This is a genomic window from Candidatus Thiodictyon syntrophicum (assembly GCF_002813775.1).
In the GTDB taxonomy this organism is placed as follows: domain Bacteria; phylum Pseudomonadota; class Gammaproteobacteria; order Chromatiales; family Chromatiaceae; genus Thiodictyon; species Thiodictyon syntrophicum.
On the sequence record NZ_CP020370.1, the window covers coordinates 1,018,399 to 1,042,547 of the forward strand.

Genomic DNA, 24,149 nt, shown 5'->3' on the forward strand with positions numbered 1-24,149 from the left:
GGGCGTGTTTATTGAGAACTCTTCTCATTCGAGTGCTGCGGCGACCCGATTTTGCGCGCACCCGCGCGGAAATCCTGCGCCTCAGGCCCGCCTGAAGCCGATCGCGCCCCGGTGGCGCCCGCGAGAAACGCCACAGCGCAAATGTCTCTCATTGGTCCGAACTTGACTTGAAGCAACCGCAGCAGGGCCTTAGCCTCCCCGCGCTGCTCGCCTTCCTCGCGGGCGAACTGCTCCCAACTCGTGACATAGGACATTTTCGTCTGCTCCTCTAAATCAGCCAACTCTTGACGAAGTGTGCGCTCCAGGGCGCGGGGTAGGCGGATCAGCCAGTCGATGAAGCGCAAGAGCATCAGCACGTCGTCGCGGGCATAGCGGTAGCGGTACAGCAGGGCGATGATTTCGCCCTTGCGCACCTTGCGCTCAGGGTCTCCGACACGTCGATGGGCTGCCAGTTGGGCCAGGGCAACGACGGCGAATGGGTTGATCTCCGCGCGCCGGGTGAGTTCGTCCTCGTTCCAGTCCGGCAGCGCCTGGACGCGAAAGCAGAAGCGTACACCGAAGCCGTCGTGTTCGCGGCGGTAGACACCGGAGTCGGGCCCCGCGCAGTCGTTGGTCAACAGCGCGAGACTGACGATCTCCATCGACCCGAAGCGATCATAGATCCGGTAATAGTATTGGAACATGCGCTCGGGAAACCGGGCGTCGGCCTGGGCCTGCACCTCAATGTGAAGCAGCAGCCACAGTTCGGCCCCCTCGCGGCTGTAGACCTTGACCAAGCGATCGGCATAGCGGCGGCCTATCTCGGAGTCACCCGTGATCCGTTGCAGTTCGGCATCCAGGAATTCTAGGGTCGGGTCCAGTCGATCCGGTCGTGCACGGCCGGGAAGAACAGCGCCATGAACGGCTGGAAATAGGCGTCGATCGCCTCCTTCCAAGGAGAGTCGAAGTCAGCGGCGCGGGGCTCGCTTGGATTCGGGTCGCGGTCGTCAGTCATGGGTTGCCGGGTCTCGACAAGGGTTTGCACAGGGTTGCCGGAACCGACCCGGAGTCCGCGCGTCGGACCGGTCGCTGTCACCGCCCACGCTCGGCGAGCGGCTCCCGAGATGGAACCCGCGGTAGCGATCACCGGGCTGGACCTTCGCCGCGCTGGGTCCCGCGTCGCAGGGCGCGGCCTCGTGTGCCGCGGACGCCGATCGGCAAGCTGGCGCCAGTCTAGCCGCATCGCCTGACCGCCGGCCAGCCCCGCGCAGCGATCGACGAGCCTGTCCTCGCCATGGCGGTGGCTGGCATCCTTGCACCTCAGCGGCAAGAACCTGATGGTCTCCAGAGACGTGGGGAGCGACTCGCCCCGATCTTCTGCCCGGGACGGCGATGCACCGTTCCACATCGACGTGGCCGCCCTCGGCACCGGCGACGCGGCACTTGCCCATGCCGCGAGCAACGACCGCCGCGTCGGAGGTCTTCCCGCCGTGCGAAGTCAGGATGCCCTCGGAGGCGACGACGCCGTGGATGTCTTCCGGGTTGGCGTCCAAGGACCAGGACGGTCTTGAGCCCCCGCTCCTTGCCGAGCATCGCGGCGCAGTCGGCGTCGAACACCGCGATGTCGGCGGCGGCACCGGGGAGGCCGGCGGGCCGGAGGCGACGGGGTGACCTTGGCCTTTGGGTTGAGGCGCGGGAACAAGCACCGCGACCGGCTCGCGTTCCGAGCGACCGATTGTCGTACCATGTGTGGGGGTCGCGGCGGACCGTGACAGCCGAAACCCCAGTCGCGGACCGTTTCCGCCCCCATTTTAGGACCGCCTTCACGCCGCATCGCGCCCCACCGACATCGATTCTTTCATTTTCTCTTTCATAACGCAGATCGACATAGGATTGACTGTGAACAAGAAGGCACTGACCGAAGCAGACATTCGCACCAAATTCATCACGCCCGCCCTGGTTGGCGCGAACGGCGAAAAATGGGACCTCATGACGCAGGTGCGCGAGGAGGTCTACTTCACCAAGGGTCGGGTCATCGTTCGCGGAAAGTCGGTGAAGCGTGGCGTGGCGAGAAGGGCCGACTATATCCTCGTTTACAAGCCACAGATCCCGCTGGCCCTCATCGAGGTAAAGGACAACAACCACGCCGTCGGCGACGGCATGCAGCAAGCGCTGGATTGCGCCGAAATGCTTGATATCCCGTTCGTCTACAGTTCCAACGGCGACGCCTTCCTGGAACACGACCGCACGGTGACCGCCGGGGCCGTGACCCGCGAGATACCGCTCGATCAGTTTCCCTCTCCGGAAGAACTCTGGGCGCGCTACTGCAAGGCCAAGGGCTTGACCGGATCACAGGCCGCCGTCGCTACCCAGGACTATTTTGATGACGGCTCAGGTAAGACGCCCCGTTATTACCAACTCATCGCCATCAATCGCACGGTAGAGGCCGTTGCCCGCGGCGAAAACCGCATCCTGCTGGTCATGGCCACGGGTACTGGCAAGACCTACACCGCCTTCCAGATCATCTGGCGCCTGTGGCGATCGGGCACCAAGAAACGTATCCTGTTCCTGGTCGATCGCAACATCCTGGCCGACCAGACCAAGACCAACGACTTCAAGCCATTCGGTCAGGCCATGACCAAGATCACCAATCGGACGGTGGACAAGTCGTTCGAGATCTATCTCTGCCTCTATCAAGCGGTGACCGGTACCGACGAGGAGCAGAACATCTATAAGCAGTTCTCGCCGGATTTCTTTGATCTGGTCTTTATCGACGAGTGCCACCGGGGTAACGCCGCGGATGATGCCGCCTGGCGCAAGGTGCTCGAGTATTTTTCCAAGGCGACCCAGATCGGGATGACCGCCACCCCCAAGGAGACCAGGGACGTATCCAACATCGACTACTTCGGCGACCCCCTCTACACCTACTCCTTGCGGCAGGGCATCGCGGACGGCTTCCTCGCGCCTTACAAGGTGGTACGGATTGGGCTTGACCGGGACCTGGACGGCTGGCGGCCGGAACTGGGGCAGGCCGACAAGTTTGGTCATGCCATTCAAGACCGCGAATACAATGACAGCGACTACGACCGCAACCTCATACTCGAACAGCGCACCATCCGGGTGGCTGCCAAGATCACCGAGTTCCTCAAGGCCACGGATCGCTTCGCCAAGACGATCGTCTTCTGCCAGAACATCGACCATGCCGAGCGTATGCGCCAGGCCCTGGTCAATGCCAATCCGGATTTGGCCGCCGCCAACAGCAAATACGTCATGCGCATTACCGGCGACAACGACGAGGGCAAGGCCCAACTCGACAACTTCATCGACCCGGAATCCACCTTTCCGGTCATCGCTGTAACCTCCCAGCTCATGTCGACCGGTGTGGATGCCCAAACCTGCCAGTTGATCGTGCTCGACAAGCGTATCAACTCTATGACCGAGTTCAAGCAGATCATCGGCCGCGGCACCCGCATCAACGAGGACTACAACAAGCTGTACTTCACCATCATGGACTTCAGGCGGGCCACGGCGCTCTTCGCCGATCCGGAGTTCGACGGCGATCCCGTGCAGATCTACGAGCCGGGTCCCGATCAGCCGCCCATCCCGCCCGAGGATGAGCCCCCGGCAGGGGACGGTGAGGCCGGCGGCGAGGGCGACGCTGATCCCTTCGATGGCCAGAACGACCCTCGTGGCCCTGGCGTCAGACGCTACTATGTCGATGACGTCGAGGTCCGCGTCGTCACCGAGCGCGTCCAGTATCTCGATGCCGACGGCAGACTCATCACCGAGTCACTCAGGGATTATTCGCGCAAGACCCTACGGAAGGCTTACGCCTCCCTGGATGCCTTCCTGACCGCCTGGAACGATGCCGACAGAAAACAGGCCATCCTGGAGGAACTTGCCGCCAAGGGTGTATTTCTCGATGAGTTGGCCGACCAGGTGGGCCGCGATTACGACGCCTTTGATCTGGTTTGCCACGTCGCCTTCGACCAACCACCCCTGACGCGGCAGGAGCGCGCCGCGAGGGTGCGTAAGCGCAATTGCTTCGGCACCTATGGCGACAAGGCCCGCGCCGTCCTTGATGCGCTGCTCCAGAAATACGCCGACGCCGGCATCCGCAGCGTCAAGTCCCTCGACATCCTGAAGGTGGACCCGCTACCTACCCTGGGTACCCCGGTGGAGATCGTCAAGCTCTTTGGCGGCAAGAGCGCCTATCTCGCCGCCGTGCGCCAACTCGAAACCGCCCTGTACCAGAAGGCCGCTTAAGCCAATGCCGAATGTTTCCAACCTCGTCAAGACCATCCAGGACATCATGCGCAAGGACGCCGGCACCTACGGCGATGCCCAGCGGCTCGAACAACTCGGCTGGATGTTCCTGCTCAAGATCTTCGACGACCGCGAGAAGGAACTGGAACTGCTGCGCGACGACTACCGCTCCCCGCTCCCGGCCAACCTGCGCTGGTCCAATTGGGCCGCGAACGACGAGGGCATCACCGGCGACGCCCTGCTCGACTTCGTCGATGACAGTCTCCTGCCGCGGCTCAAGACCCTGACCGGCGGTGGCGACCGGATCAGCGGGCTCATCCGCATGAGCTTCGAGGATGCCAACAACTATATGAAGAACGGCACCCTGATGCGGCAGGTGATCAACAAGATCAATGGGATCGATTTCAACGCCTCCGATGACCGCCACCTGTTCGGCGACATCTACGAGAAGCTGCTGAAGGACCTGCAATCCGCGGGCAATGCCGGGGAGTTCTACACCCCGCGCGCCGTCACCCAATTCATCGTCGAGCAGGTCGACCCCCGCCTCGGCGAGACCATCCTCGATCCCGCCTGCGGCACCGGCGGCTTCCTCACCTGCACCATCGAGCACCTGCGCAAGCAGGCCAGGACCGAGGCCGACGAGCGGACGATCCAGGACTGCTTCGCCGGGATCGAGAAGAAGCACCTGCCCCATGTGCTGTGCATGACCAATCTGCTCCTGCACGGCATCGACGTGCCTTCCAACGTCCGCCACGACAACACACTCGCCCGTCCCCTGCGCGACTGGGGTCCGAAGGAGCGGATGGACGTCATCGTCACCAACCCGCCCTTCGGCGGCATGGAGGAGGACGGCATCGAGGCGAATTTCCCGGCCGAATTCCGCACCCGCGAGACCGCCGATTTATTCCTCGTGTTGCTGATGAAGATCCTCAAGCCCGGCGGACGCGCCGGTCTGGTACTGCCCGACGGCACGCTCTTCGGCGAGGGTGTCAAGACCCGCATCAAGGAGGCCCTGCTCACCGACTGCAACCTGCACACCATCGTGCGCCTGCCCAACGGCGTATTCAATCCCTACACCGGCATCCGCACCAACCTGCTCTTCTTCACCAAGGGCGCGCCCACCACCCACGTCTGGTATTACGAGCACCCCTATCCGCCCGGCGCCAAGAGCTACAACAAGGGCAAGCCCATCCGGATCGAGGAGTTTGAGGGCGAGCGCGCCTGGTGGGGAACGGCCGCGGACGGCTTCGCTGCCCGGGTGGAAAACGAGCGGGCCTGGCGCGTCTCACTCGACCAGATCAAGGCCGGCAACTTCAACCTCGATCTCAAGAACCCGCACAACCCGGACACCGGACCAGGGGACCTGGACTACCTGCTGCCGGAGTACGAACGGCTGCTGGCTCAGATCGCCGAGACGCGCGCAGAGTTGAAGGCGCAACTCATGGAGGCCCTGACGCGATGAAGACACAGGAACTCGCTATCTACCGCGACCTGCTCGGCGACATCAAGACCCGCCTCCGCCAGGCCCAGCATCGCGCCGCCCTCTGCGCCAACGCCGAGATGATCCTGCTATATTGGGACATCGGCCGCATGATCGCCGCCCGGCAGCAGCAGGAGGGCTGGGGCGCGGGTGTCATCCCGCGACTCGCTCTCGATCTCAAGAACGAGCTACCTGAGCAGAAGGGATTTTCCGAACGGAACATCAAGCGGATGGTTCAGTTCTGGTCGGCCTATCCAAACCTGTTTCAGATTGGGCCACGGGTGGTGGCCCAATTGCTTCCACTTGCGAAGACGCCTGTTGCGACGCTGACGCCCGATATGGCTGCGAAGGACAACCTCGGGCCACAAGACTTGGCCCAATTGAGTTGGGCACACAACATCGTGCTCCTTCAGATCAAAGACCTATCCACGCGCCTCTGGTATGCCCGGCAGACCCTGGAGCAGGGCTGGAGCCGAGACACGCTCACGGTGCAGATCAAACACCGGACGCACGAGCGCCAAGGCGTCGCCGTGACCAACTTCGCCAGCACATTGCCGGAGCCGCACGCCAGTCTCGCCCAGGGCCTACTGAAGGACCCATACCTCTTCGATTTTCTGACCCTGGAAGAGCCCTTCCACGAGCGCGAACTCGAAACCGGGTTGCTCGCTCATATCCAGAAATTTCTGATCGAACTCGGGCGCGGGTTTGCCTTCGTGGGTCGCCAATATCGATTGGAAGTCAGTGATCGCGAGTTTTACCTCGATCTGCTGTTCTACCACCTGCACCTGCGCTGCTTCATCGTAGTCGATCTCAAGAAAGGCGACTTCAAGCCCGAGTATGCCGGGAAGATGAACTTCTACTGTTCAGTCGTCGATGACCAACTCCGTCACCAACACGATGCCCCTACCATCGGTCTCATCCTCTGCCAGACCAAGGACCGCATCCTTGCCGAGTATGCGCTGCGCGACATCAATAAGCCTATTGGTGTTGCTGACTACGAACTGACGCGGGCACTGCCGGCGGCATTGGCTAGCACGTTGCCGAGCATTGAGGACATCGAGGCGGAACTCTTGCAAAGTATGAAGGATGAAGGTTGAAGTATGAAAGCCGATCCAACTGCCCCATCATCCCTCATCCTTCATACTTTCTTCGAGCATTTCGACCAGTTTGCCGACGCGCCCAACGGTGTAAAGAGGATGCGTGAACTGGTGCTTCGCCTTACGTTTTCTGGTGGACTTATCGGCAAGCGCCCAACTGACGACGGTGCGCCTAATGGCTGGGAGAGACGCACCATTGAATCGATTTGTGAGTCAATCTCGTCGGGTTTCGCGTGCTCAAGAAGTCATCAAAAGCCGAACGGTCACGTTCATCTTCGGACTCACAATATCTCCACTCTCGGAACGCTGAACTTCAACCTCTTGGTGCGAATCGATCCGAAAATGGTAGATCCGCAGAAAGCCTCGATGCGCGCGGGCGACATTCTATTCAACAACACCAACAGTCAGGAGCTTGTCGGAAAGACCAGCCTCGTGGACCGCGACTACGACTACGGCTTCAGCAATCACATCACCCGGATGCGTCTGAAGGACGGCATATTTCCCGGCTTCGTTGTCTTCTACCTTACGCTACTTCGCAACAGCGGTTACTTCGCACGTCTCTGTACCCGCTGGATCAATCAGGCGGCGGTCAATACCAGTACCTTGAAAGAACAAACGATCCCACTACCACCCATCGCCGAGCAGAAGCGGATCGTGGCGAAGGTGGATGAGTTGATGGCGTTATGTGATCGGTTGGAGGCGCAGCAGCAGGAACGGGAGACGCGGCACGCCGCGCTCGCCCGCGCGTCGCTGGCCCGCTTTGCCGACGCGCCGACTCAGGCGAACCTCAACGGCCTGTTCCATGACTCCTTTACCATCGCACCCGCAGACCTTCGCAAATCCATTCTCACCCTCGCGGTTCAGGGGAAACTCGTCGCACGAAACCAAGAAGATGAGGAAATACGAGCGGTGCCTATGGAAGAGCTTGTCGGGCGAAAGAATCTGAAGAATGGGCTCTCTTTGTCTCCCGTTGAGGGATCGTCAGATTTTGTGTGTCTTCCACTGTCTGCAATGAAAGGATCGACGATTGACTGTAGTTTCGGCAAGCCGATTGCTCTTACCTCTGAACGCGCAGAGCCCTATTTGGTAAAGCCAGGCGACATATTCATCATTCGCGGGAATGGCAGCAAAGATCGTGTTGGTATTGCAGGCATGGCCCGGTCAACTCCACCGAATGTGCTCTTTCCCGATCTTTTCATTCGTGTGCCACTTCCACCGAACAAGATTGACAGCGACTATTTCCTAATCGCATGGAACAGCCCTGTGACCCGCGAGATACTGGAGGGTCTCGCAACGACGACCTCAGGTATTTGGAAAGTAAATCAGGGACACATTTCAGAATGCGAAATTCCACTCCCCCCACTCTCCGAACAACGCCGGATCGTAGCCAAGGTGGAGCAACTAATGGCCTTGGTGGACCAGTTGGAAGCCCAACTCGCCGCCTCCCGCGCCACCGCCGCGAACCTCCTTGATGCCCTCGTCGCCGAACTGACCACTCAAGAAGAAAGGATGAAGGATTAAGGTTGAAGTATGAAATACGATCTCGCTCATCCTTCATCCTTCATCCTTCATCCTTCATCCTTCATCCTTCACAGACCGGCCCCACTTGACCGCCAGTTCCATCAGCTTGCCCAGGCCCTTCTCGTCCAGGCCCTCGAAGGGGTTGTCCTTCTTGACGATGACCTCTTCCACCAGCATCGGGTCGAGCTGGCGGCGCAGGCTGTCGACGTCGGCGCGGACCTTCTCCGGGGCCTGCATCAGGGTCATGGCCGCACCCAGTGCGGTCAGGCCGCGGGCGCTCTTGGCCAACTACTGCGGCTCGGCGATCTCGCGCACCAGCCCATTCTCCCCATCACGGCCTCGTTGGGCAGGAACTCGTGGATCGGCGGGTCGAGGAGCCGAATGACGACCGGGAAGGGCGACATGACCTCGAACAGGGCCTTGAAGTCCTTGAACCCCTGCTCCTTGCCGAGCATCTCGGCCCGGTCGGCGTCGAACACCGCGATGCCGGAGGCGGTGCCGGGGGAGGCCGGCAGACCGGAGGCGACGGCCTTCACCTTGGCCTTGGGGTCCAGGCGGGGGAACAGCATCTGCTCCTGGGCCTCCTTGTTGCGTCATTCCCACCACGGGACTAAGATCAGTCCATGAGAATTGTTGCTTTGAAAACCTTGCGCGAGTTCTGGGCACGACATCCAGATGCGGAACAGCCACTACGCGCCTGGCATGATGAGGTCAGCCGCGCCCAATGGTCCACACCGGCAGACCTCAAGGCGCAGTTCGGCAATGCCAGCATCCTCAAGGGACGCCGCGTGGTTTTCAACATCAAGGGCAACGACTATCGCCTTGTCGCGGCCCTGGCTTATCATACAGGACTGGTGTTCATCAAATTTGTCGGCACCCATGCGGAGTATGACCGCATCGATGCCGAAACGGTGGAAAGAAGGTGACCGCAATGGATATTCGTCCGATCCGGACCGAACCTGATTACGAAGCGGCGCTGGACGAGATCGCGTCGCTGATGGGTGACGATCCGCTGCTGGGCACCCCGGAGGGGGACCGCTTGGACGTGCTGACCACCTTGGTACAGGCATACGAAGCGCAACATCATCCCGTGCCGCCACCCGATCCGATTGAGGCTATCAAGTTCCGGATGGAGCAGCAGGGCCTGACGGTGGCCGATATGAAACCCTATATCGGCCCGCCCCATCGGGTCTATGAAGTGCTGGCGCGCAAACGCTCGCTGAGTCTGGCGATGATTCGGCGATTACATCGGGGGCTAGGGATTCCGGCGGAAAGCCTGATTGGTCCCTGATGCCGGTTCGCACGCGGAGTGTCCCCTCGTTACACCGCTCTGCGGTGTAACGCATCCTCTGGCGCTCCGCGTACGTAGCGACAAGCCCCGTCAGCCGTACCCCTGCGGCGCAAGCCCGGAATCCGCGATTCCGTGGTCTGTCCCCGGTTCGCCGATTTGACCCTGAACGCCAAGTCCTAACAGTATCCACTCGCTTCATCATCCAGCGGCGGAACCACTGCGCGTTCCCCTGGGCAGCCCCGGGTTTCCGCATCCCGGAGTGCGTTATTACTTTCGGTCAAAGGCGACGGGAGTCGCGTCTAACACTCTCTCGCTACGCGGAAGCCAACACCTTCTCCCCCACTGCCATAAGGCGAACAGCCTTTACTCCCGCGTACCGACGGGGTCGGCATTCGCTCTCTATTGTAAGATCCGCGCAAGACTTTTTGCCAAGATGTACCTGCGACTTCCGGACCCCTTGGATTGGTCACGTTGTCCGGCAGTTCCTCACTATACCAATCCTGGACCCATTCTTCGACCAAGCCGAGCATATCATGAAAACCCCAGTCGTTCGGCTTACGCTGCCCGATCGGCCAAGTCCCCAACTCGTCGTAGCCCCAGCGTGCGCGCGCCTTCAGTTCCTCAAAGTACTTGGTCTGACCCCAACCGAGAAACCGAATACGTTCCTGCCAGAGCATTCTTGATCGCATCTCTTTGATCGCTTCGGGCGAGAACGCCCCCTCGCTGACCGGGTTCGCACGGCAAGCAAACGCCCACTCTGCTTCCGTCGGGAAACGAAAGCCACCCCCGCAATGGCGGTTCATGGTATCGATATAGCGCTTCGCATCCCACCAGCTCAGATAGTTAATCGGGTAATCGTCAAACGAACTGGGGTACCCACGATGCCTAGTCTTAGGGTCGCCCTTACCTGGGCGCCCCGGCATCAGGCGACGCCACTGTTGCTCCGTCACGGGATGCTTACCCAACCAAAACCCCCGGGTCAAATTCACGCGGTAAATCTTGTCCTGCGAGTGTTCCAGACCCATAAGAAAGCGTCCAGGCGGCACCCAGAGGAATGCCATGCCGGTGACCGGCTCAATCCATTCCTTACCCGGCTTGCTCCCCGGCGCCGGGCGCGGTCCTGTAACAATCTCCGCGAGTGCCGGATCGGGGACGCTGGTGCGCCTTGGAGTGAGTGCAGTTAGTGCATTATCCGACTGGCGGAGGACTCTGAAGCCAATATCATGCCCCTTGAAGTGCTCTGGAACGAAATCACGCAGCGTTGATCGGATAGTCGAATCACCATAACGAAAGCCGCCCCCCCGAGTAATGCGCCCCCCGGTATCTGAGTCCGGCCCGGCAGGGTCGATCCAGCGATCTTGAGTATAATTGTCGTACCAATCGCCGACCCATTCCTGGACATTCCCGAGCATGTCGTATAAGCCCCAGTCGTTGGGTAATTTACGGCCGACTCCCAGGGTAGACTGGCTGTCTTCGTCGTTGAATCTATTGAACCATGCGTAATCGGGCAGTTTCTCCTTGTCGCCCTCGAAGCCATAATCGCCGGTATGTCCGGCACGGCAAGCATATTCCCATTCGGCCTCGGTCGGCAGGCGGAAGAGACCGCGGGAACGCGCGTTCAACTTCCGGATGAATTCCTGCGCGTCCATCCAGGACACCTGCTCGACGGGCCAGTCGCTGCCGAATTGGCTGAAATGCGAGGGGTTCGCTCCCATAAGCCGCTGCCATTCGGCCTGTGTGACCGGGTACTTGCCGAGCCAGAAGCCATGACTGATCTCGACTTCATGAGCCGGATATTCGGCAATATGGGTGGTGTTGCTGCCCATGATGAACCGACCCGCTGGTATCCAAACGAACACCATGCCGCTCGCCGGATCGGACCACTCGTCTCCAGCCCGCGGCTGCTTTCCGTTATGATTCTGACTCATACCAGTGCCCTCATCGCCAGTGTCAGTGCCTCGGCAAACGCCTTAACACCTATTGGAGGCTCATAGCCGCGGCCAACGGAATCGCGAAAATCCGTGCGCAGACGTTCGCCCGTCGCCAGCGGGTGCCCGCAGGGTGTTCCGCGACGGGGCGGGCAGCGCGGCGGCAATGGCGGAACCGCGGCACGTTCGACCGTCGCGGGCTATTCTGCCAGTTCAGGGACATGCCAGTCCTCATACCCCTCGATCAGGAACCCCTCGATCTCCATCAGAGACGCCAGGGGATGTGACTTGTCCTCGCCCACCTCATCGATCAGGCGATCCAGTGCGTAGGTCGGGTTAGCAAAGCGTAACCCGACACCCCCGCGAGCACAATGTTGGATCGGGGGCGCCAGAGCGGCAGACCCGAAACCGGGCGGGTCGGCAGTGGGCATCGCAGGGACGAAATAGACCCCTCAATCTCATCAATGGGAACCCCTATGCTGTCCCGCGCCGAAAGGCAGATAGATTCGAGCCTCGCGCAGCCCCGCGACGATCTCGGCAACCGACGCAATGATCCCGCGCTGCTCCGCGAGGCGGAGCACGTCAGTAGTGAACGCGCACTGGAGCCCCAGGGCAGCGGCCTCATTCCTCGCCTTCTTGTCGTCCATCAGCAGCAGATCGGCGCGCCGCTCCAAGGCCAATGCGAGAACCCCTTGTTCCCCTTGGCCGAGGTTACGCGAGAAACTGTGAGTGATCGTGGGCGTCGCAACGGCGATGAAGTCATCGCAAGCGGATTGAATGCGGCGTTGCTGGGCCGGAACGGGACATTGATCAACGGTCTCCCGGAAAACCGCAGCGGGTATCAGCACCCGGCCGAACAGCGCCTTTAATACGTGGAGGGAGTCTGCCTGCGCGAGCGCCAGCAATGGGCTGGCGTTGGACACGACGATCATGCCTTGTCCATCAGCTCAACAAATCGACGATAGCTCTCGTCCAGGTCTTGAGGGCTTGCGTTGATTGGGCTGAGCCCTTTGCCGCCGAGCAGGTCCAAGAGTTCGGGGTAGCTCAGACCCAACAACTCCGCCGCCTTGCCCAGGCTGATTGCGCCGCGTTGGCGCTGCTCGATGACGAAATCCTCGAACAGCGTTCGCCGGATGGCCTCGGGGGTGTCGAAATTGGCCGCAAGGTCATCTGGGATTTCGACGGTAATCGCAAGCATGAATCGGCTCCGAACAAAGGGCCGAGATTGTCGTTCCGGCCGCTGATAGACGAGACGCGCAGCGCCGCAAACATGCGTGGCACGGCTGGAGTAGTGTCGGGAGAGCAAGGCCCGGGGACATGAGTCTCGCGGATAGTATACCCGAGCGTCTTGGGCGGAGGCGGCGATCAAGCCCGCGCCGGACCCCAAAACACCACCGCCCGCGCATCCTTGCGGATACGCGGGCGGTGTCACGACCCCTCCCGGGTCTTCAGGCCCCGGGCACTAGGCCCAGGCCCCGTCCCTCATCAAGCCTTCGCCGCCAGCAGCGCCGCATGGGCGGCGGCCAATCTCGCCACCGGCACGCGCGGCCCCGAGCAGGACACATAGTCGAGCCCGATCTTGTCGCAGAAGGCGATGGCCGCCGGGTGGCCGCCGTGCTCGCCGCAGATGCCGACCAGCAGATCCGGCTTGACCGAACGGCCCCACTTGACCGCCAGTTCCATCAGCTTGCCCACGCCCTTCTCGTCCAGGACCTCGAAGGGGTTGTCCTGCAGGACCTCCGACTGGGTGTAGAGCGGCAGGAACTTGTTCTCGGCGTCTTCGCGGGAGAAGGAGAAGGCGGCCTGGGTCAGGTCGTTGGTGCCGAAGGAGAAGAACTCCGACTGCTCGGCCAGGGTCTCGGCGCGCATACAGGCCCGGACGACTTCGATCATGGTGCCGAACTGGAACTTGACCGGCTTGCCGGTGCGGGCCTTGATCTCGTCATGGATGGCATCGACCCACTTCTTGACGATCTTGAGCTCTTCGGCCGTACAGACCTGGGGCACCTTGATCTTGGGGTGGACCTCGATGCCTTCGTTCTGGCACTCGGCGGCGGCTTCCAGGATCGCCCGGATCTGCATCTGGTAGATCTCGGGGAAGCTGATGCCCAGACGCACGCCGCGATGGCCGAGCATGGGGTTGGTCTCGAACAGCGACCGGACCTTGCGCAGCATCCGCTCCTTCTTGACGATGACCTCTTCCACCAGCATCGGGTCGAGCTGGCGGCGCAGGCCGTCGACGTCGGCGCGGACCTTGTCCGAGGCCTGCATCAGGGTCATGGCCGCACCCAGTGCGGTCAGGCCGTGGGCGTTCTTGGCCAACTGCTGCAGTTCGGCGATCTCGCGCACCAGCGTGTTTTCGTTCGGCAGGAACTCGTGGATCGGCGGGTCGAGGAGCCGAATGACGACCGGGAAGGGCGACATGACCTCGAACAGGGCCTTGAAGTCCTTCTGCTGCAGGGGCAGCAGACGGTCGAGCGCTTCCTGGCGCTCTTCCTGGGTGTCGGCGACGATCATGTCGATGACGATCGGCAGGCGCGCCGGGTCATTGAACATGCGCTCGGTGCGGGCGAGACCGATGCCGACGGCGCCGTACTTCAGTGCCCGACGCGCATCGACCGGGGTGTCGGAGTTGGCCATGACCTTGATCCGGGCGACTTCGTCGGCCCAGGTCAGGAGGGTGACCAGCTCGTCGGTGAACTCCGGCTCCACGGTCGGGATCTCGCCCAGGTAGACCTTACCGGAGGTCCCGTCCAGGGTGATCATGTCGCCTTCCTTGAAGCTGGTGTCGCCGACGATGGCGATGCGCTTGTCGACATCGACATGGATGCCCTCGGCACCGGCCACGCAGCACTTGCCCATGCCGCGGGCGACGACCGCCGCATGCGAGGTCTTGCCGCCGCGCGAGGTCAGGATGCCCTCGGAGGCGAAGAAGCCGTGGATGTCTTCCGGCTTGGTCTCTTCACGGACCAGGATGACCTTGAAGCCTTGCTCCTTGCCGAGCATCTCGGCACGGTCGGCGTCGAATACCGCGATGCCGGAGGCGGCACCGGGGGAGGCCGGCAGACCGGAGGCGACCGCGGTCACCTTGGCCTTGGGGTCCAGACGCGGGAAGAGCATCTGCTCCAGGCTCTCCGGCGCCACGCGCAGCAGGGCCTGGGCCTTGGTGATGATGCCTTGCTTCTCCATCTCGACCGAGGTGCGGACCTGGGCCACGGCGTTCATCTTGCCGTTGCGGGTCTGCAGGCAGTACAGGATGTTGCGCTCGATCGTGAATTCGAAGTCCTGCACTTCCTTGTAGTGGCTTTCCAGGCGGTCGCGCAGGGCGTCGAGCTGCTTGGCCATCTCCGGCATGTCGGCCTTGAGCGAGGTCAGCGGCTTGGGGGTGCGGATGCCCGCGACCACGTCCTCGCCCTGGGCGTTGACCAGGTACTCGCCGTACAGGACGTTCTCGCCGGTGCCGGGGTCGCGGGTGAAGCCCACGCCGGTGCCGGAGTCGTCACCCCGGTTGCCGAACACCATGGTGCAGATGTTGACGGCGGTGCCGTTGGCCATCGCCGGGGTGATGTTGAACTGGCGGCGGTAGTCGACCGCACGCTTGCCGCCCCAGGAACCGAACACGGCCTTGATGGCAATCAGGAGTTGCTCGTACGGGTCCTCCGGGAAGGGCCGGCCGGTCTGCTCCTGCACCACGCGCAGGAAGCGCTCGGCGGCGTCCTTCAGATCGGAGGCGGACAGGGCCACGTCTTCCTTCACGCCGGCGGCCTTCTTGACCAGCTCGAACTGCTTGTCGAAGTAGGCGTCGTCCACGTTCAGCGCGATCTTGCCGAACAACTGGATGAAGCGGCGGTAGGCGTCGTAGCCGAAGCGCTCGTCACCGGTGGCCTTGATCACGCCCTTCAGCGTCGTGGCGTTGAGGCCCAGGTTCAGGATGGTGTCCATCATGCCCGGCATGGACATGGCCGAGCCGGAACGCACCGAGACCAGCAGCGGCTCGTCCGCCGCGCCGAAACCCTTCTTGGTCTTCTTCTCCAGGGCGGTCATCTGCGCCTGGACCTCTTCCCACAGGCCCGGGGGCAGGTCCTTGGTCGGGGAGGCCAGGAAGTCCAGGCAGGCCTCGGTGGAGAGCACGAAGCCGGGCGGGACATTGAGGCCGATCTGGGTCATCTCGCACAGGTTGGCACCCTTGCCGCCCAGGAGGTGCTTGTTCTTGCCGTCACCCTCTTCGAAGGCGAAAACGCGTTTCTTGCTGTCGGTTGCCATGGCTCTTGTGAACCCCTCAGTTCTAGTGTTGTGATGATCCGGGTGGTAACCCGAGCGGATTGTCGGGCGCTATTGTCGCAGAGAATGCTGAAAATTGCCGGATTGATGAAAATACCCTCGTGGGCAACGTTCCGCCCGCCAGGGAGACAGGAGGTCGAGGCTTCAGCCGGTCGGCCGCGCGTCCGCGCGGCCCATCCCTCAGGAGGACCCGCCCGCCGTCAGGCCCCCGCCGCGCAGCAGTTGGTTCACCAGGTCCGCGGTGTCATCCGGTCCCGCGGCGCCCTCGGCGGGCGTCCAGGACCAGTCCGACTCGAGCCGGTAGGAGCCGACGAACCCGTGGGGCGGGCGCCCGCCCCAGTCCGCGGGCGACAGCATCGAGAAGAAGGCCCGCCCGTCCGCCTTGCGGTACAGGTGATAGGTCCGGCCCGGGATCCGTTTGAAGGCGCACTGCGCCTGACTCAATGCCTGCTCCTCCCGGGCCTCCTCCAGGACCCGCAGCGCCGCCTGTTGCAGCGACTTGATCTGGTCCGCGAGCACGCGCAATTTCGCCCCCGTGCGGGCGCTGAGCAACTGCTCGGCGCGTGCCAGCTCCGCCGCCAGGTCCGGGTTGTGAAAGGCCGGCGCCAGCCGACTCACCGGATAGGGCGCGCTGTGGTCCGGCCCCTGGTGCAGGCGCGGGGCCCGGTCTGATTTCTCTTCTTCAATCATCGACATGCAGCGGGGGCCTCGGGGGTCTGGGGCGTCCGGGCGGCGGCCATGGTAGCAGATGCGCCGGTGCCGCTTCACGCGTCCGCACGACGCGCCGAGAAAAGCACGCCTTGGCGGTAAGATGGGGCAATTGCCACTCATCACCAGGTCCGGAGCCTCTCCACTTGACCCCGCCCACCACGGATGCCGCTCGTTTCACCCAGATCGCCGACGCCCTGGCCGACCCCGGCTGGTGCCTCACCCCCGACTTCCTGTCCGGTCCCGAAGTCCAGTCCATCCGCGCCGCTGCTGCCTCGCTGGAGGCCCAGGGTGCCTTCGCCCCCGCCGGTGTCGGCCGCGGCCGGGACCTGCTGGTCCGCGCCGCGGTCCGCTCCGATCGCGTCTGCTGGCTCGACCCCGCCGCCCGCGACGGGGCCATCGGCGCCTACCTGGCCCGGCTCGAAGACCTGCGCCAGGCCCTCAACCGCGACCTCACCCTGGGCCTCTTCAGCTTCGAGGGGCACCTGGCCAGCTACCCCCCGGGCGCCTGCTACCGCCGCCACGTGGACCAGTTCCGCGGGGTCGAGCTGCGCACCCTGACCGCCATCCTCTATCTCAACCCCGACTGGCAGCCGGCCGACGGCGGCACCCTGCGCCTCTACACCGACCCGGACCGCCCGGACCACTACGAGACCATAGCCCCGCGCGGCGGCACCCTGGTCACCTTCCTGAGCGTCCGCTTTGAGCACGAGGTGATGGCCGCTACGCGGGAGCGGCTGAGCCTGACCGGGTGGTTCAAGCGGCGGGGGTGAGCCCCGAGTACCGGGGGCGGCCCCGACGCGCCCGTCGCACCCCGGAGCGTACCGCCGCGCCCGGTTGGTGTGCCCTTGGCTACTGGGCTATTATCGCCCCCTCGTTGTCGATGTACCGGCGCTGGAGACCCATGAACGACGCGACCACGCTGCGCATCGCCCTGGAGCTGGACCCGCGGGACTGGACCCTGACGCTGCGGGTCAACTCCGCGCTCTGCGGCCAGGAGCGGCTGGGGCCGATCGCGCTGCCGTTCAGCGCCGCCGACCTTTCCATCATTGAGCGCGCGCTCGATCTCAATGACGATTCGGGGCTAAAGCGCGCCTTCGCGGTGCCTGACCTGGAGCGCCTGCACGCCTGGGGCCTGTTGCTCAGGCCAACTGTCGAACACGCGGGCGCCCCCCTCAGCGGCCAGTCCATCCGCCGCGACCGGCTGCGTGACCAGGTGCGGACCTGGTTGGCGGGGCTGCTGCTCGACCCGCTCGCGCAGCAGCTCAACCAGCACTTCGCCGTGCAGCGCGAGCGTACTGGCGGTCAGCGCCCCTTGCTCTATCTGCGTTTGGAGGGCTGGCCCGCCGACCTGCCGCTGTGGCGCCTGCCCTGGGAACTGCTGCACCGTCACCGCCTCGCGCAGGGCGACATCCAGGTCGGCCGTTACATCCTATACGGCAACGCCCCCGGTCTGCCGCCGCCCGCGTCCGGTCTGCGCCTGCTGGTCCTGCACAGTGATCCGGCGGACGCCGCGCTGCCCCGGCTCCATCTCAAGGACCGGGAGCGGATCGACGAGGGCCTGCAAGGAACCCCCGGGGCGTCCCGAATCCAGGTCCAGACCCTGGCCCCGGCGAGTCTCACCGCCTTTCAGGAGGCCCTGCGCGCCGACCCCGCGCGCCCGACCATCGTCCACTTCGCCGGACACGGCGATTTCGGCTGGCGCTGCGGCCGGTGCGGCCGGATCTCGGTGGCCCCGGACGACCGGCCCTGCGGCGATCCGGACTGCGGATTCGAGCGCCACGGCCCGCCCGCGGGCCTGCTCGCCTTCACCGACCCGCGCACCGGTGCGGCCGACTGGGTCGGCATCGACGGGGTCTGCGAGGCGCTGGGTCTGGCGCGCGACCTGCGCCTCGTCGTGCTCAGCGCCTGCCAGTCCGCGACCGCCCGGGGCGGTACCGATGTCTTCAACGGCATCGCCCAGCGCCTGATGGACCTGGTCCCGGCGGTCATCGCCACGCCCTATCCGCTGGAGAGCGGCGCCGCCGAGGAGTTCGCGCGCTGCCTCTATCGTGCCCTGGGGGAGGGGTTGAGCCTGGTCGAGTGCCTGCACCAGGTGCGGCTCCTGATGGCGGAGCGGTTCCCGGACGAGTGGTATCGGCCAGTGCTCTATCTGCGCGCCAGTCAGGGCGATGGCGGGCGCCTGCTGGACCTCCCCGCGCGGGCGGACAGGGTACCGGGGCACGACACGCATCCCGTGGTTGCAGCGCCTGATCCTCGGCGGGAGGCGCTGGCGCGGGCCTTGGCCCAGTTGGTGCCCCAGTACCAGGCGGCCTTGTCGCAGAGTGTCACTACATCCGACGCGGTGGCCGCCGTTCAGGCCGGGCAGCGGGCGGAGGAGATCGAGCGCACGATGGCGCAACTGCGGCAGAAGATCGACCGGCTCGCGGGGCGCGCCGCATGAGCGACTGTTACGACGCGCAACGCGCGGCCTTGCAGGATGCCTTGGCGCAGTTGGTGCCTCAGTATCAGGCGGCCCTGATCCAGAGTGTCAGTACCCCCGACGCGGTGGCCGCCGTTCAGGCGGAGCAGCGGGCGGAGGAGATCGCGCGCCGGATGGAGCTGTTTCAGGCGCGCCTCGACCGCCTCCCACGCTCGCGCTCTGCCGCCTGCCTCGACTCCGGCCCTGATCCGCGGGGCCTGCACGACTACTTGCGCGACAAGGTCCACCTGGTCGATTTCAAGCGCGTCCATGCCGCGCTCGAAACCCTGCTCGCTGCCGAGGTCGGCCGGGTTCGGGCCGGTCTGCTGCTGCTGCGGCGGTGCTCCGAGATGAATGGCCGTCTCTGCGCGGCACGGGTCCGGGAGTCCCTGCGGGAGCGGACCGGGGTTGGCCGGTTCGTGCACTATCCGATCGAGTTTCGCGCCGCGCTCTGACCGCCGCCCAAGTGCACCGCTACCGATCGAGGACCCCACCATGACCATCCCCTTCGACCTCCCCGCCGAGCGCCGCCCCCCCGGCGGCCGCCACCCCGACGCGCCCAAGGGGCCGGTGCCCTATATCGCCACCGCCGAGCTGATCGAGGCCGTCAACCTGGCCATTTTCCTGAACCGCCCCCTGTTGCTGGAGGGCGAGGCCGGCAGCGGCAAGAGCCAGCTCGCGCGCCATGTCGCCGATGTGCTCGGGCTGCCCTTCCACCCCACATCCAGTTCCCGGCCGACCCCGAGCGGCTCAAGGCGATCATCGCCGCCCATGAGGCGGCGCGGCCGGCACCGGCCGCGGCCCCGCACGCCGACCTGATCGAGGCCGCGGTCGGGCGTTTCCTGGCCCTGCGCGAGAAGGATGACCTGTTCAAGAAACCCGGGACCAGCGAACTGCTGGACTGGCTCCGCGCCCTGGGCCGGGACTGGGCGCGGCGCCTCGCCGCCGCGGGCGATCCGGCGCCCCTGCTCGCCGCCCTGCGCGACCCCGCGGCCCTGATCCCCTTCCCCGAACTGCTCTTCAAGCTGCGCGCCGACTGGCAGCGCTACGCCTCATGCCCCTGCCGGTGCGCGCCCCCGCGGCCCCGCCACCCGGCGGCACCGATCCGGACCTGGCGAGCGACCACCCCGTCACCCGCCGGACCATGGCCTATACCTGGCGCTACCTGCGCCGACCGATCAAGGACGGACCCTGTGATCGGGTCGACCTGCCGGCCACGGTGGAGCGCGCCGCCCGCCAGGGATTCTTTGTTCGGCCGGTCCTGCGGCGCCGCGCCACCGACCACGGTCATCTGATTTTGTTGGTCGACCAGGGCGGCTCCATGGTCCCCTTCCACCGCCTGACCCGCGACCTGGTGCAGACCGCCGTGCAGAGCGGGCTGCGGGTGGATCTGGGCTATTTCCAGAACGTCCCGGCGACGCGGGTCTATCTGGACCCGCACCGCACCCGCCCGCTGGCCCTGGAGCGGCTGCTGGCCGACTGTACCGCCGAGACCGGCGTCCTGCTGGTCAGCGACGCCGGTGCCGCCCGCGGCGGCGCCGATCCGCGCCGCCTCCAGGCGAGCGCGCGCGTCCTGGTCGGGATCAGGCGCCGGACCGGGTGCGTCGCCTGGCTCAACCCGGTCCCGTGGGACCGCTGGCCCGGCACCGGCGCGGCGCTCATAGCGCTCTTGGTGCCCATGTTCGCAATGGACGAGGACGGCTTCGGCCACGCCGTCGAGGTCCTGCGCGGCCAGCCGGTCGGGGGCGGCCCGTGACCGACACCGCCCGCGCGCAGATCGCCCGCGAGCGCCTCGAGCGCTTCGTCGGGCGCTTCGGTGAGCCCTACCGGCGCCTCGCCTGGTATGCCGCGCTGCCGTTGATCCTGACCCCCGAACTGCTCGGCTACCTGCGGGCGCAGTTCCTGCGCGGGCGCGACGGCGTGCGCTGGATCGCGGAGGCGGACCTGCTCCTGTCGGACCTGTGCCGCCCGGTCGGCTACGAACAATACGCGCTCGACCAGGACCTGCGCGCCCTGCTGGTCGCGCAGATGGGCGCGGTGCTGGGTCCGGAGCCCATGCGTGAGGCGGCACGCCTGCTGTTGCGCTATGTCCGGCACCTGGGGCGCGCCGGGGCCGGGCTCGGTCCCGCTGAACTCCAGGCCGAGCAATGGTCCGCCATGGCCTATCTGGAGGAGCACCGCGGCGAGGCGGCCCGCCAGATCGCCGAGGCCTTGGCCGCGGGGCTGACCCGCGCCGCCCCCGTCGCCGGACCCCCGGGCATCTGCGCCGCCGAACTGGCGCGCCTGGTGCGCCTTACCGACGAACTGGCGCCCAATCTGGCCGACCATCGGGAACTGCTCGACTACGCCGGTGAGGTGGCGCGGCTGTTGCGCTCCCCCAAGGAGCTTCAGGCGCTCGGGGAGCGTCTGGCCGCCGGGGATCTGAGCGGCGCGACCCGCCGGGTCGAAGGGGTGGCGGTTCCGGACCTGTCCGGTCGGGCTGGACCGACCGACGGCGCATCGGGCCTGCCCGAGTCACCCAGGCCCTTCCGCGACCCGTTCAAGGACGCGTCGGGCGATGGCCCCGCGATGGTCTGGCTCCCCGCCGGCAGTTTCCGGATGGGCAGCCCGGAGGGTGTCGGCGAGGACCGCGAGCGCCCGGCCCACGCGGTCAGGCTCGGCGATTACGCCATCGGTAAGTTCCCGGTCACGGTCGGGGAGTTCCGGCGCTTCGTCACGGCGACCGGGTACCGGACCGAGGCAGAGACCGGCGACGGCGCCTGGGTCTGGAACCAGGGCAAAGACTACGGGCAGAAGCGCGACGCCAGTTGGCAGAATCCGTACCTGGAGCAGGACGACCGACACCCGGTGGTCTGCCTCAGTTGGAACGACGCCCGTGCCTACTGCGACTGGCTGAGTTCTGAGACCGGCCAGACCTACGGCCTGCTGACCGAGGCGCAGTGGGAGCACGCCTGCCGCGTCGGTAGCGATGCGCTCTATTGCTTCGGCGACGATGCGGCGGGGCTCGGCGCCTATGCCTGGTACGCCGATAACGCGGGCGGGTCCACCCATCCGGTCGGCGAGAAGCTCCCCAACGCCTGGGGCCTGCATGACCTGCACGGCAACGTCTGGGAGTGGTGTCAGGACTGGTACGCGGCGGACTACTACGCCCGGTTCGGGAAGGCCCCCGTAGGGTCCGCTGTGCGGACCGGCGCCCCCGAAGCCGACGCGGCGTCCGGTCCGCACAGCGGACCCCACGGCGACTCAGCGTCCACTGGCGGTTCTGCGAGTAGCTCTGCAGTAGCCGCGAGCAACGGCGAGCAGCCACTGGCCGAAGACCCGAGTGGACCGGAGTCGGGCTCCGACCGGGTTTGCCGGGGCGGCGCCTGGCTCAACGACGCCGACCACTGCCGTTCGGCGTTCCGCGACTTGGATGCGCCGTCCGTCCGCTACGGCCTCCTCGGCTTCCGCCTCTCGAGGACTGGCCCTCTTCACTCTTACCCTTTTACCCTTGGCGCGCCCGAGCCCGCGCCCGCACCCATCCCCAATCTACGCGATCCACTGCGCGACGGGCCCGCAGGCCCCGCGATGGTCTGGCTCCCGGGCGGCACCTTCACCATGGGCCAGGACGACAGCCAATGGGATGACGAGAAGCCCGCCCACCCGGTGCGTCTCGGCGCCTTCTCCATCGGGCAGTATCCGGTCACCTTCGCCGAGTTCGACCGCTTCTGCGCGGCGACCGGGCGCACCCAGCCTGAGGATCGAGGCTGGGGCCGCGGCGAGCGGCCCGTCATCAACGTCGACTGGGAGGACGCCAAAGCCTACTGCGGGTGGCTGAGCAAGGAGACCGGCGAGACCTACCGCCTCGCCTCCGAGGCCGAATGGGAATATGCCTGCCGTGCCGGCACCAAGACCCGCTGGTCGTGCGGTGATGATGAGTCACGGCTCGAAGACTACGGCTGGTACGCCAAGAATGCCGGGGACCAGACCCACCCGGTCGGCGAGAAGCGGCCCAACGCCTGGCACCTGCACGACCTGCACGGCAATGTCTGGGAGTGGTGCCGGGACTGGTACGCGGCGGATTACTACAAGCAGTCCGTAGAGTCCGCTGTGCGGACCGATGATCGCTACGGACCGTCCGTAGGGTCCGCTGTGCGGACCGATGATCGCGATGTCGGCGCGGCCGGCGGTCCGCACAGCGGACCCTACGGCGACTCACAGTCCATTCGCAGTGCTGCGAATGGCGCTGCAGTGGTTACCAGTGGCGGCGAACAGCCAATGGCAATAGAACCCAATGGCCCCCAGTCGGGCTCCAACCGGGTTTGCCGGGGCGGCGCCTGGGACAACGACGCTGGCTACTGCCGTTCGGCATACCGCCTCATGGTCGCGCCGTCCGACCGCTCCGGCTACCTCGGCTTCCGCCTCTCGAGGACTGGCCCTTGGCACTCCTACCCTATTACCCTTGGCCGCGCGGTACCCCCCAGCCAGGACCCGGAGCAGCCGTCCGGGCCAGCCGCGCCGGGACCGCGGACCGGCAAGCGCCGCTATGCCCCCCGGGAGACCTTCCGCGACCGCTTCGTCATCGTCGGCCGGGACGGCAGCGAGCGGTCCCTGGACGCCCCGGACCTGGTCTACCTGCCCGGCGGCGACTTCCGCATGGGCGACGCCCGCGGTTCCAAGGACGAGCAGCCGGTACACCAGGTCCGGCTCGACGCCTTCGCGATCGGCCGTACCCCGGTCACCTGGGCCGAGTACCGCCGCTTCTGCGAGGCGACGGACGGCCACTGGCCGGAGTGGCTGGAGCCGGGCAGCTAGTACCATCTGGACACGGGGAGCGAAAAATACTATCCAAATCGCGGCGTCGGCCGCGAGGCGCCGGACCTGCCGGTGGTGGGGGTGTCTTGGGACGATGCCGCGGCCTACTGCGCCTGGCTCAGCGAGCGGACCGGGGAGGGCTACCGACTGCCGACCGAGGCGCAGTGGGAATACGCCTGCCGCGCCGGCACCGACACCCGCTGGAGTTGCGGCGACAATGAACGTGCCCTAGACGCCTACGCCTGGTATTCGGCCAACGCCGGCGGCAAACTGCACGCCGTGGCGCAGAAGCGGCCGAACCCCTGGGGGCTCTACGATATGCACGGCAACTGCTGGGAGTGGT

At 65.2% G+C, this 24,149-nt stretch carries 23 protein-coding genes and 1 pseudogene; 13 read left to right on the top strand and 11 right to left on the bottom strand.

The features are described 5' to 3' along the window. Window positions 1-8: 8 nt before the first annotated feature. The 3 genes from THSYN_RS35655 to THSYN_RS04495 all read right to left on the bottom strand — a co-directional run bounded on the left by THSYN_RS35655 (window position 9) and on the right by THSYN_RS04495 (window position 1,532). Window positions 9-776 carry an RpnC/YadD family protein gene (locus THSYN_RS35655; RefSeq protein WP_236848794.1) on the bottom strand — a complete coding sequence of 256 codons (768 nt, stop codon included), beginning with the start codon at window positions 774-776 and terminating at the stop codon, window positions 9-11. A 68-nt stretch (window positions 777-844) separates the two neighbouring features. Next, window positions 845-994, bottom strand: coding sequence for a hypothetical protein (locus tag THSYN_RS35660; RefSeq protein ID WP_236848795.1), 150 nt, complete (start codon window positions 992-994; stop codon window positions 845-847). Then, window positions 987-1,532, bottom strand: a complete 546-nt coding sequence (locus THSYN_RS04495; protein WP_236848796.1) for a PEP-utilizing enzyme — start codon at window positions 1,530-1,532, stop codon at window positions 987-989. Before THSYN_RS04495 ends, THSYN_RS35660 begins: the two co-directional genes overlap by 8 nt. Between THSYN_RS04495 and THSYN_RS35665 the strand changes: the two genes are divergently transcribed. The 5 genes from THSYN_RS35665 to THSYN_RS04515 all read left to right on the top strand — a co-directional run bounded on the left by THSYN_RS35665 (window position 1,510) and on the right by THSYN_RS04515 (window position 8,343). Continuing rightward, window positions 1,510-1,650 (top strand): hypothetical protein, encoded by a 141-nt coding sequence (locus THSYN_RS35665; protein ID WP_236849003.1) that lies wholly within the window; start codon window positions 1,510-1,512, stop codon window positions 1,648-1,650. The two genes, THSYN_RS04495 and THSYN_RS35665, sit on opposite strands and share 23 nt — an antisense overlap. A 228-nt stretch (window positions 1,651-1,878) precedes the next feature. After that, entirely contained in the window at window positions 1,879-4,245 is a 2,367-nt protein-coding gene (gene hsdR, locus THSYN_RS04500; RefSeq protein ID WP_100918080.1) for an EcoAI/FtnUII family type I restriction enzme subunit R, read from the top strand. 4 nt (window positions 4,246-4,249) lie between these two features. Further along, window positions 4,250-5,707, top strand: coding sequence for a type I restriction-modification system subunit M (locus tag THSYN_RS04505; RefSeq protein WP_100918081.1), 1,458 nt, complete (start codon window positions 4,250-4,252; stop codon window positions 5,705-5,707). Continuing rightward, window positions 5,704-6,822, top strand: a complete 1,119-nt coding sequence (locus THSYN_RS04510; RefSeq protein ID WP_100918082.1) for a PDDEXK nuclease domain-containing protein — start codon at window positions 5,704-5,706, stop codon at window positions 6,820-6,822. Before THSYN_RS04505 ends, THSYN_RS04510 begins: the two co-directional genes overlap by 4 nt. A gap of 3 nt (window positions 6,823-6,825) precedes the next feature. Then, complete coding sequence (locus THSYN_RS04515) at window positions 6,826-8,343, top strand: restriction endonuclease subunit S (RefSeq protein WP_100918083.1); 1,518 nt, start codon at window positions 6,826-6,828, stop codon at window positions 8,341-8,343. Between the two features lie 54 nt (window positions 8,344-8,397). On the opposite strand, the gene THSYN_RS36945 is transcribed toward THSYN_RS04515, so the two are convergent. Further along, window positions 8,398-8,631, bottom strand: a complete 234-nt coding sequence (locus THSYN_RS36945; protein WP_100918084.1) for a hypothetical protein — start codon at window positions 8,629-8,631, stop codon at window positions 8,398-8,400. Then, window positions 8,607-8,912, bottom strand: coding sequence for a hypothetical protein (locus THSYN_RS34745; protein ID WP_100918085.1), 306 nt, complete (start codon window positions 8,910-8,912; stop codon window positions 8,607-8,609). Before THSYN_RS34745 ends, THSYN_RS36945 begins: the two co-directional genes overlap by 25 nt. Before the next feature lie 69 nt (window positions 8,913-8,981). Here THSYN_RS34745 and THSYN_RS04530 point away from each other — a divergent pair, with 69 nt between their 5' ends. After that, on the top strand, window positions 8,982-9,269 hold the full coding sequence (locus tag THSYN_RS04530) for a type II toxin-antitoxin system HigB family toxin (RefSeq protein WP_236848797.1): 288 nt from the start codon (window positions 8,982-8,984) through the stop codon (window positions 9,267-9,269). Between the two features lie 5 nt (window positions 9,270-9,274). Then, a complete protein-coding gene (locus tag THSYN_RS04535; RefSeq protein ID WP_100922296.1) occupies window positions 9,275-9,634 on the top strand; it encodes a helix-turn-helix domain-containing protein in 360 nt (119 codons plus the stop codon). Window positions 9,635-9,933: 299 nt separating this feature from the next. Here the strand turns inward: THSYN_RS04535 and THSYN_RS04540 are convergent, their stop codons facing one another. From THSYN_RS04540 to THSYN_RS04565, 6 genes are all read right to left on the bottom strand, one after another. Further along, window positions 9,934-11,562 (bottom strand): formylglycine-generating enzyme family protein, encoded by a 1,629-nt coding sequence (locus THSYN_RS04540; RefSeq protein WP_100918087.1) that lies wholly within the window; start codon window positions 11,560-11,562, stop codon window positions 9,934-9,936. 200 nt (window positions 11,563-11,762) lie between these two features. Continuing rightward, the gene (locus THSYN_RS04545; RefSeq protein WP_100918088.1) at window positions 11,763-11,993 is read right to left on the bottom strand and encodes a hypothetical protein; all 231 of its coding nucleotides are present in this window, start codon (window positions 11,991-11,993) and stop codon (window positions 11,763-11,765) included. Between the two features lie 30 nt (window positions 11,994-12,023). Continuing rightward, entirely contained in the window at window positions 12,024-12,494 is a 471-nt protein-coding gene (locus THSYN_RS04550; protein ID WP_100918089.1) for a PIN domain-containing protein, read from the bottom strand. Next, entirely contained in the window at window positions 12,491-12,760 is a 270-nt protein-coding gene (locus THSYN_RS04555; RefSeq protein ID WP_100918090.1) for a UPF0175 family protein, read from the bottom strand. The genes THSYN_RS04550 and THSYN_RS04555 overlap by 4 nt, the downstream gene beginning before the upstream one ends. A gap of 287 nt (window positions 12,761-13,047) precedes the next feature. Further along, a complete protein-coding gene (gene ppdK, locus THSYN_RS04560; RefSeq protein ID WP_100918091.1) occupies window positions 13,048-15,825 on the bottom strand; it encodes a pyruvate, phosphate dikinase in 2,778 nt (925 codons plus the stop codon). Window positions 15,826-16,023: 198 nt separating this feature from the next. Then, window positions 16,024-16,539 (bottom strand): DUF2452 domain-containing protein, encoded by a 516-nt coding sequence (locus THSYN_RS04565; RefSeq protein WP_335582491.1) that lies wholly within the window; start codon window positions 16,537-16,539, stop codon window positions 16,024-16,026. A gap of 158 nt (window positions 16,540-16,697) precedes the next feature. Here THSYN_RS04565 and THSYN_RS04570 point away from each other — a divergent pair, with 158 nt between their 5' ends. From THSYN_RS04570 to THSYN_RS04595, 6 genes and pseudogenes are all read left to right on the top strand, one after another. Beyond that, the gene (locus THSYN_RS04570; RefSeq protein WP_100918092.1) at window positions 16,698-17,324 is read left to right on the top strand and encodes a 2OG-Fe(II) oxygenase; all 627 of its coding nucleotides are present in this window, start codon (window positions 16,698-16,700) and stop codon (window positions 17,322-17,324) included. A 131-nt stretch (window positions 17,325-17,455) separates the two neighbouring features. Continuing rightward, window positions 17,456-18,994: a CHAT domain-containing protein gene (locus THSYN_RS04575; RefSeq protein ID WP_157817453.1), complete on the top strand. Its 1,539-nt coding sequence runs from the start codon at window positions 17,456-17,458 to the stop codon at window positions 18,992-18,994. Further along, window positions 18,991-19,467 carry a hypothetical protein gene (locus tag THSYN_RS04580; RefSeq protein ID WP_100918094.1) on the top strand — a complete coding sequence of 159 codons (477 nt, stop codon included), beginning with the start codon at window positions 18,991-18,993 and terminating at the stop codon, window positions 19,465-19,467. The genes THSYN_RS04575 and THSYN_RS04580 overlap by 4 nt, the downstream gene beginning before the upstream one ends. Before the next feature lie 40 nt (window positions 19,468-19,507). After that, complete coding sequence (locus THSYN_RS35170) at window positions 19,508-19,831, top strand: hypothetical protein (protein WP_216644676.1); 324 nt, start codon at window positions 19,508-19,510, stop codon at window positions 19,829-19,831. A gap of 235 nt (window positions 19,832-20,066) precedes the next feature. Beyond that, window positions 20,067-20,768: a VWA domain-containing protein gene (locus THSYN_RS04590; RefSeq protein ID WP_216644677.1), complete on the top strand. Its 702-nt coding sequence runs from the start codon at window positions 20,067-20,069 to the stop codon at window positions 20,766-20,768. Between the two features lie 842 nt (window positions 20,769-21,610). Continuing rightward, window positions 21,611-24,130: pseudogene (locus tag THSYN_RS04595) on the top strand (formylglycine-generating enzyme family protein); the annotation flags it as partial. Window positions 24,131-24,149 lie beyond the last annotated feature (19 nt).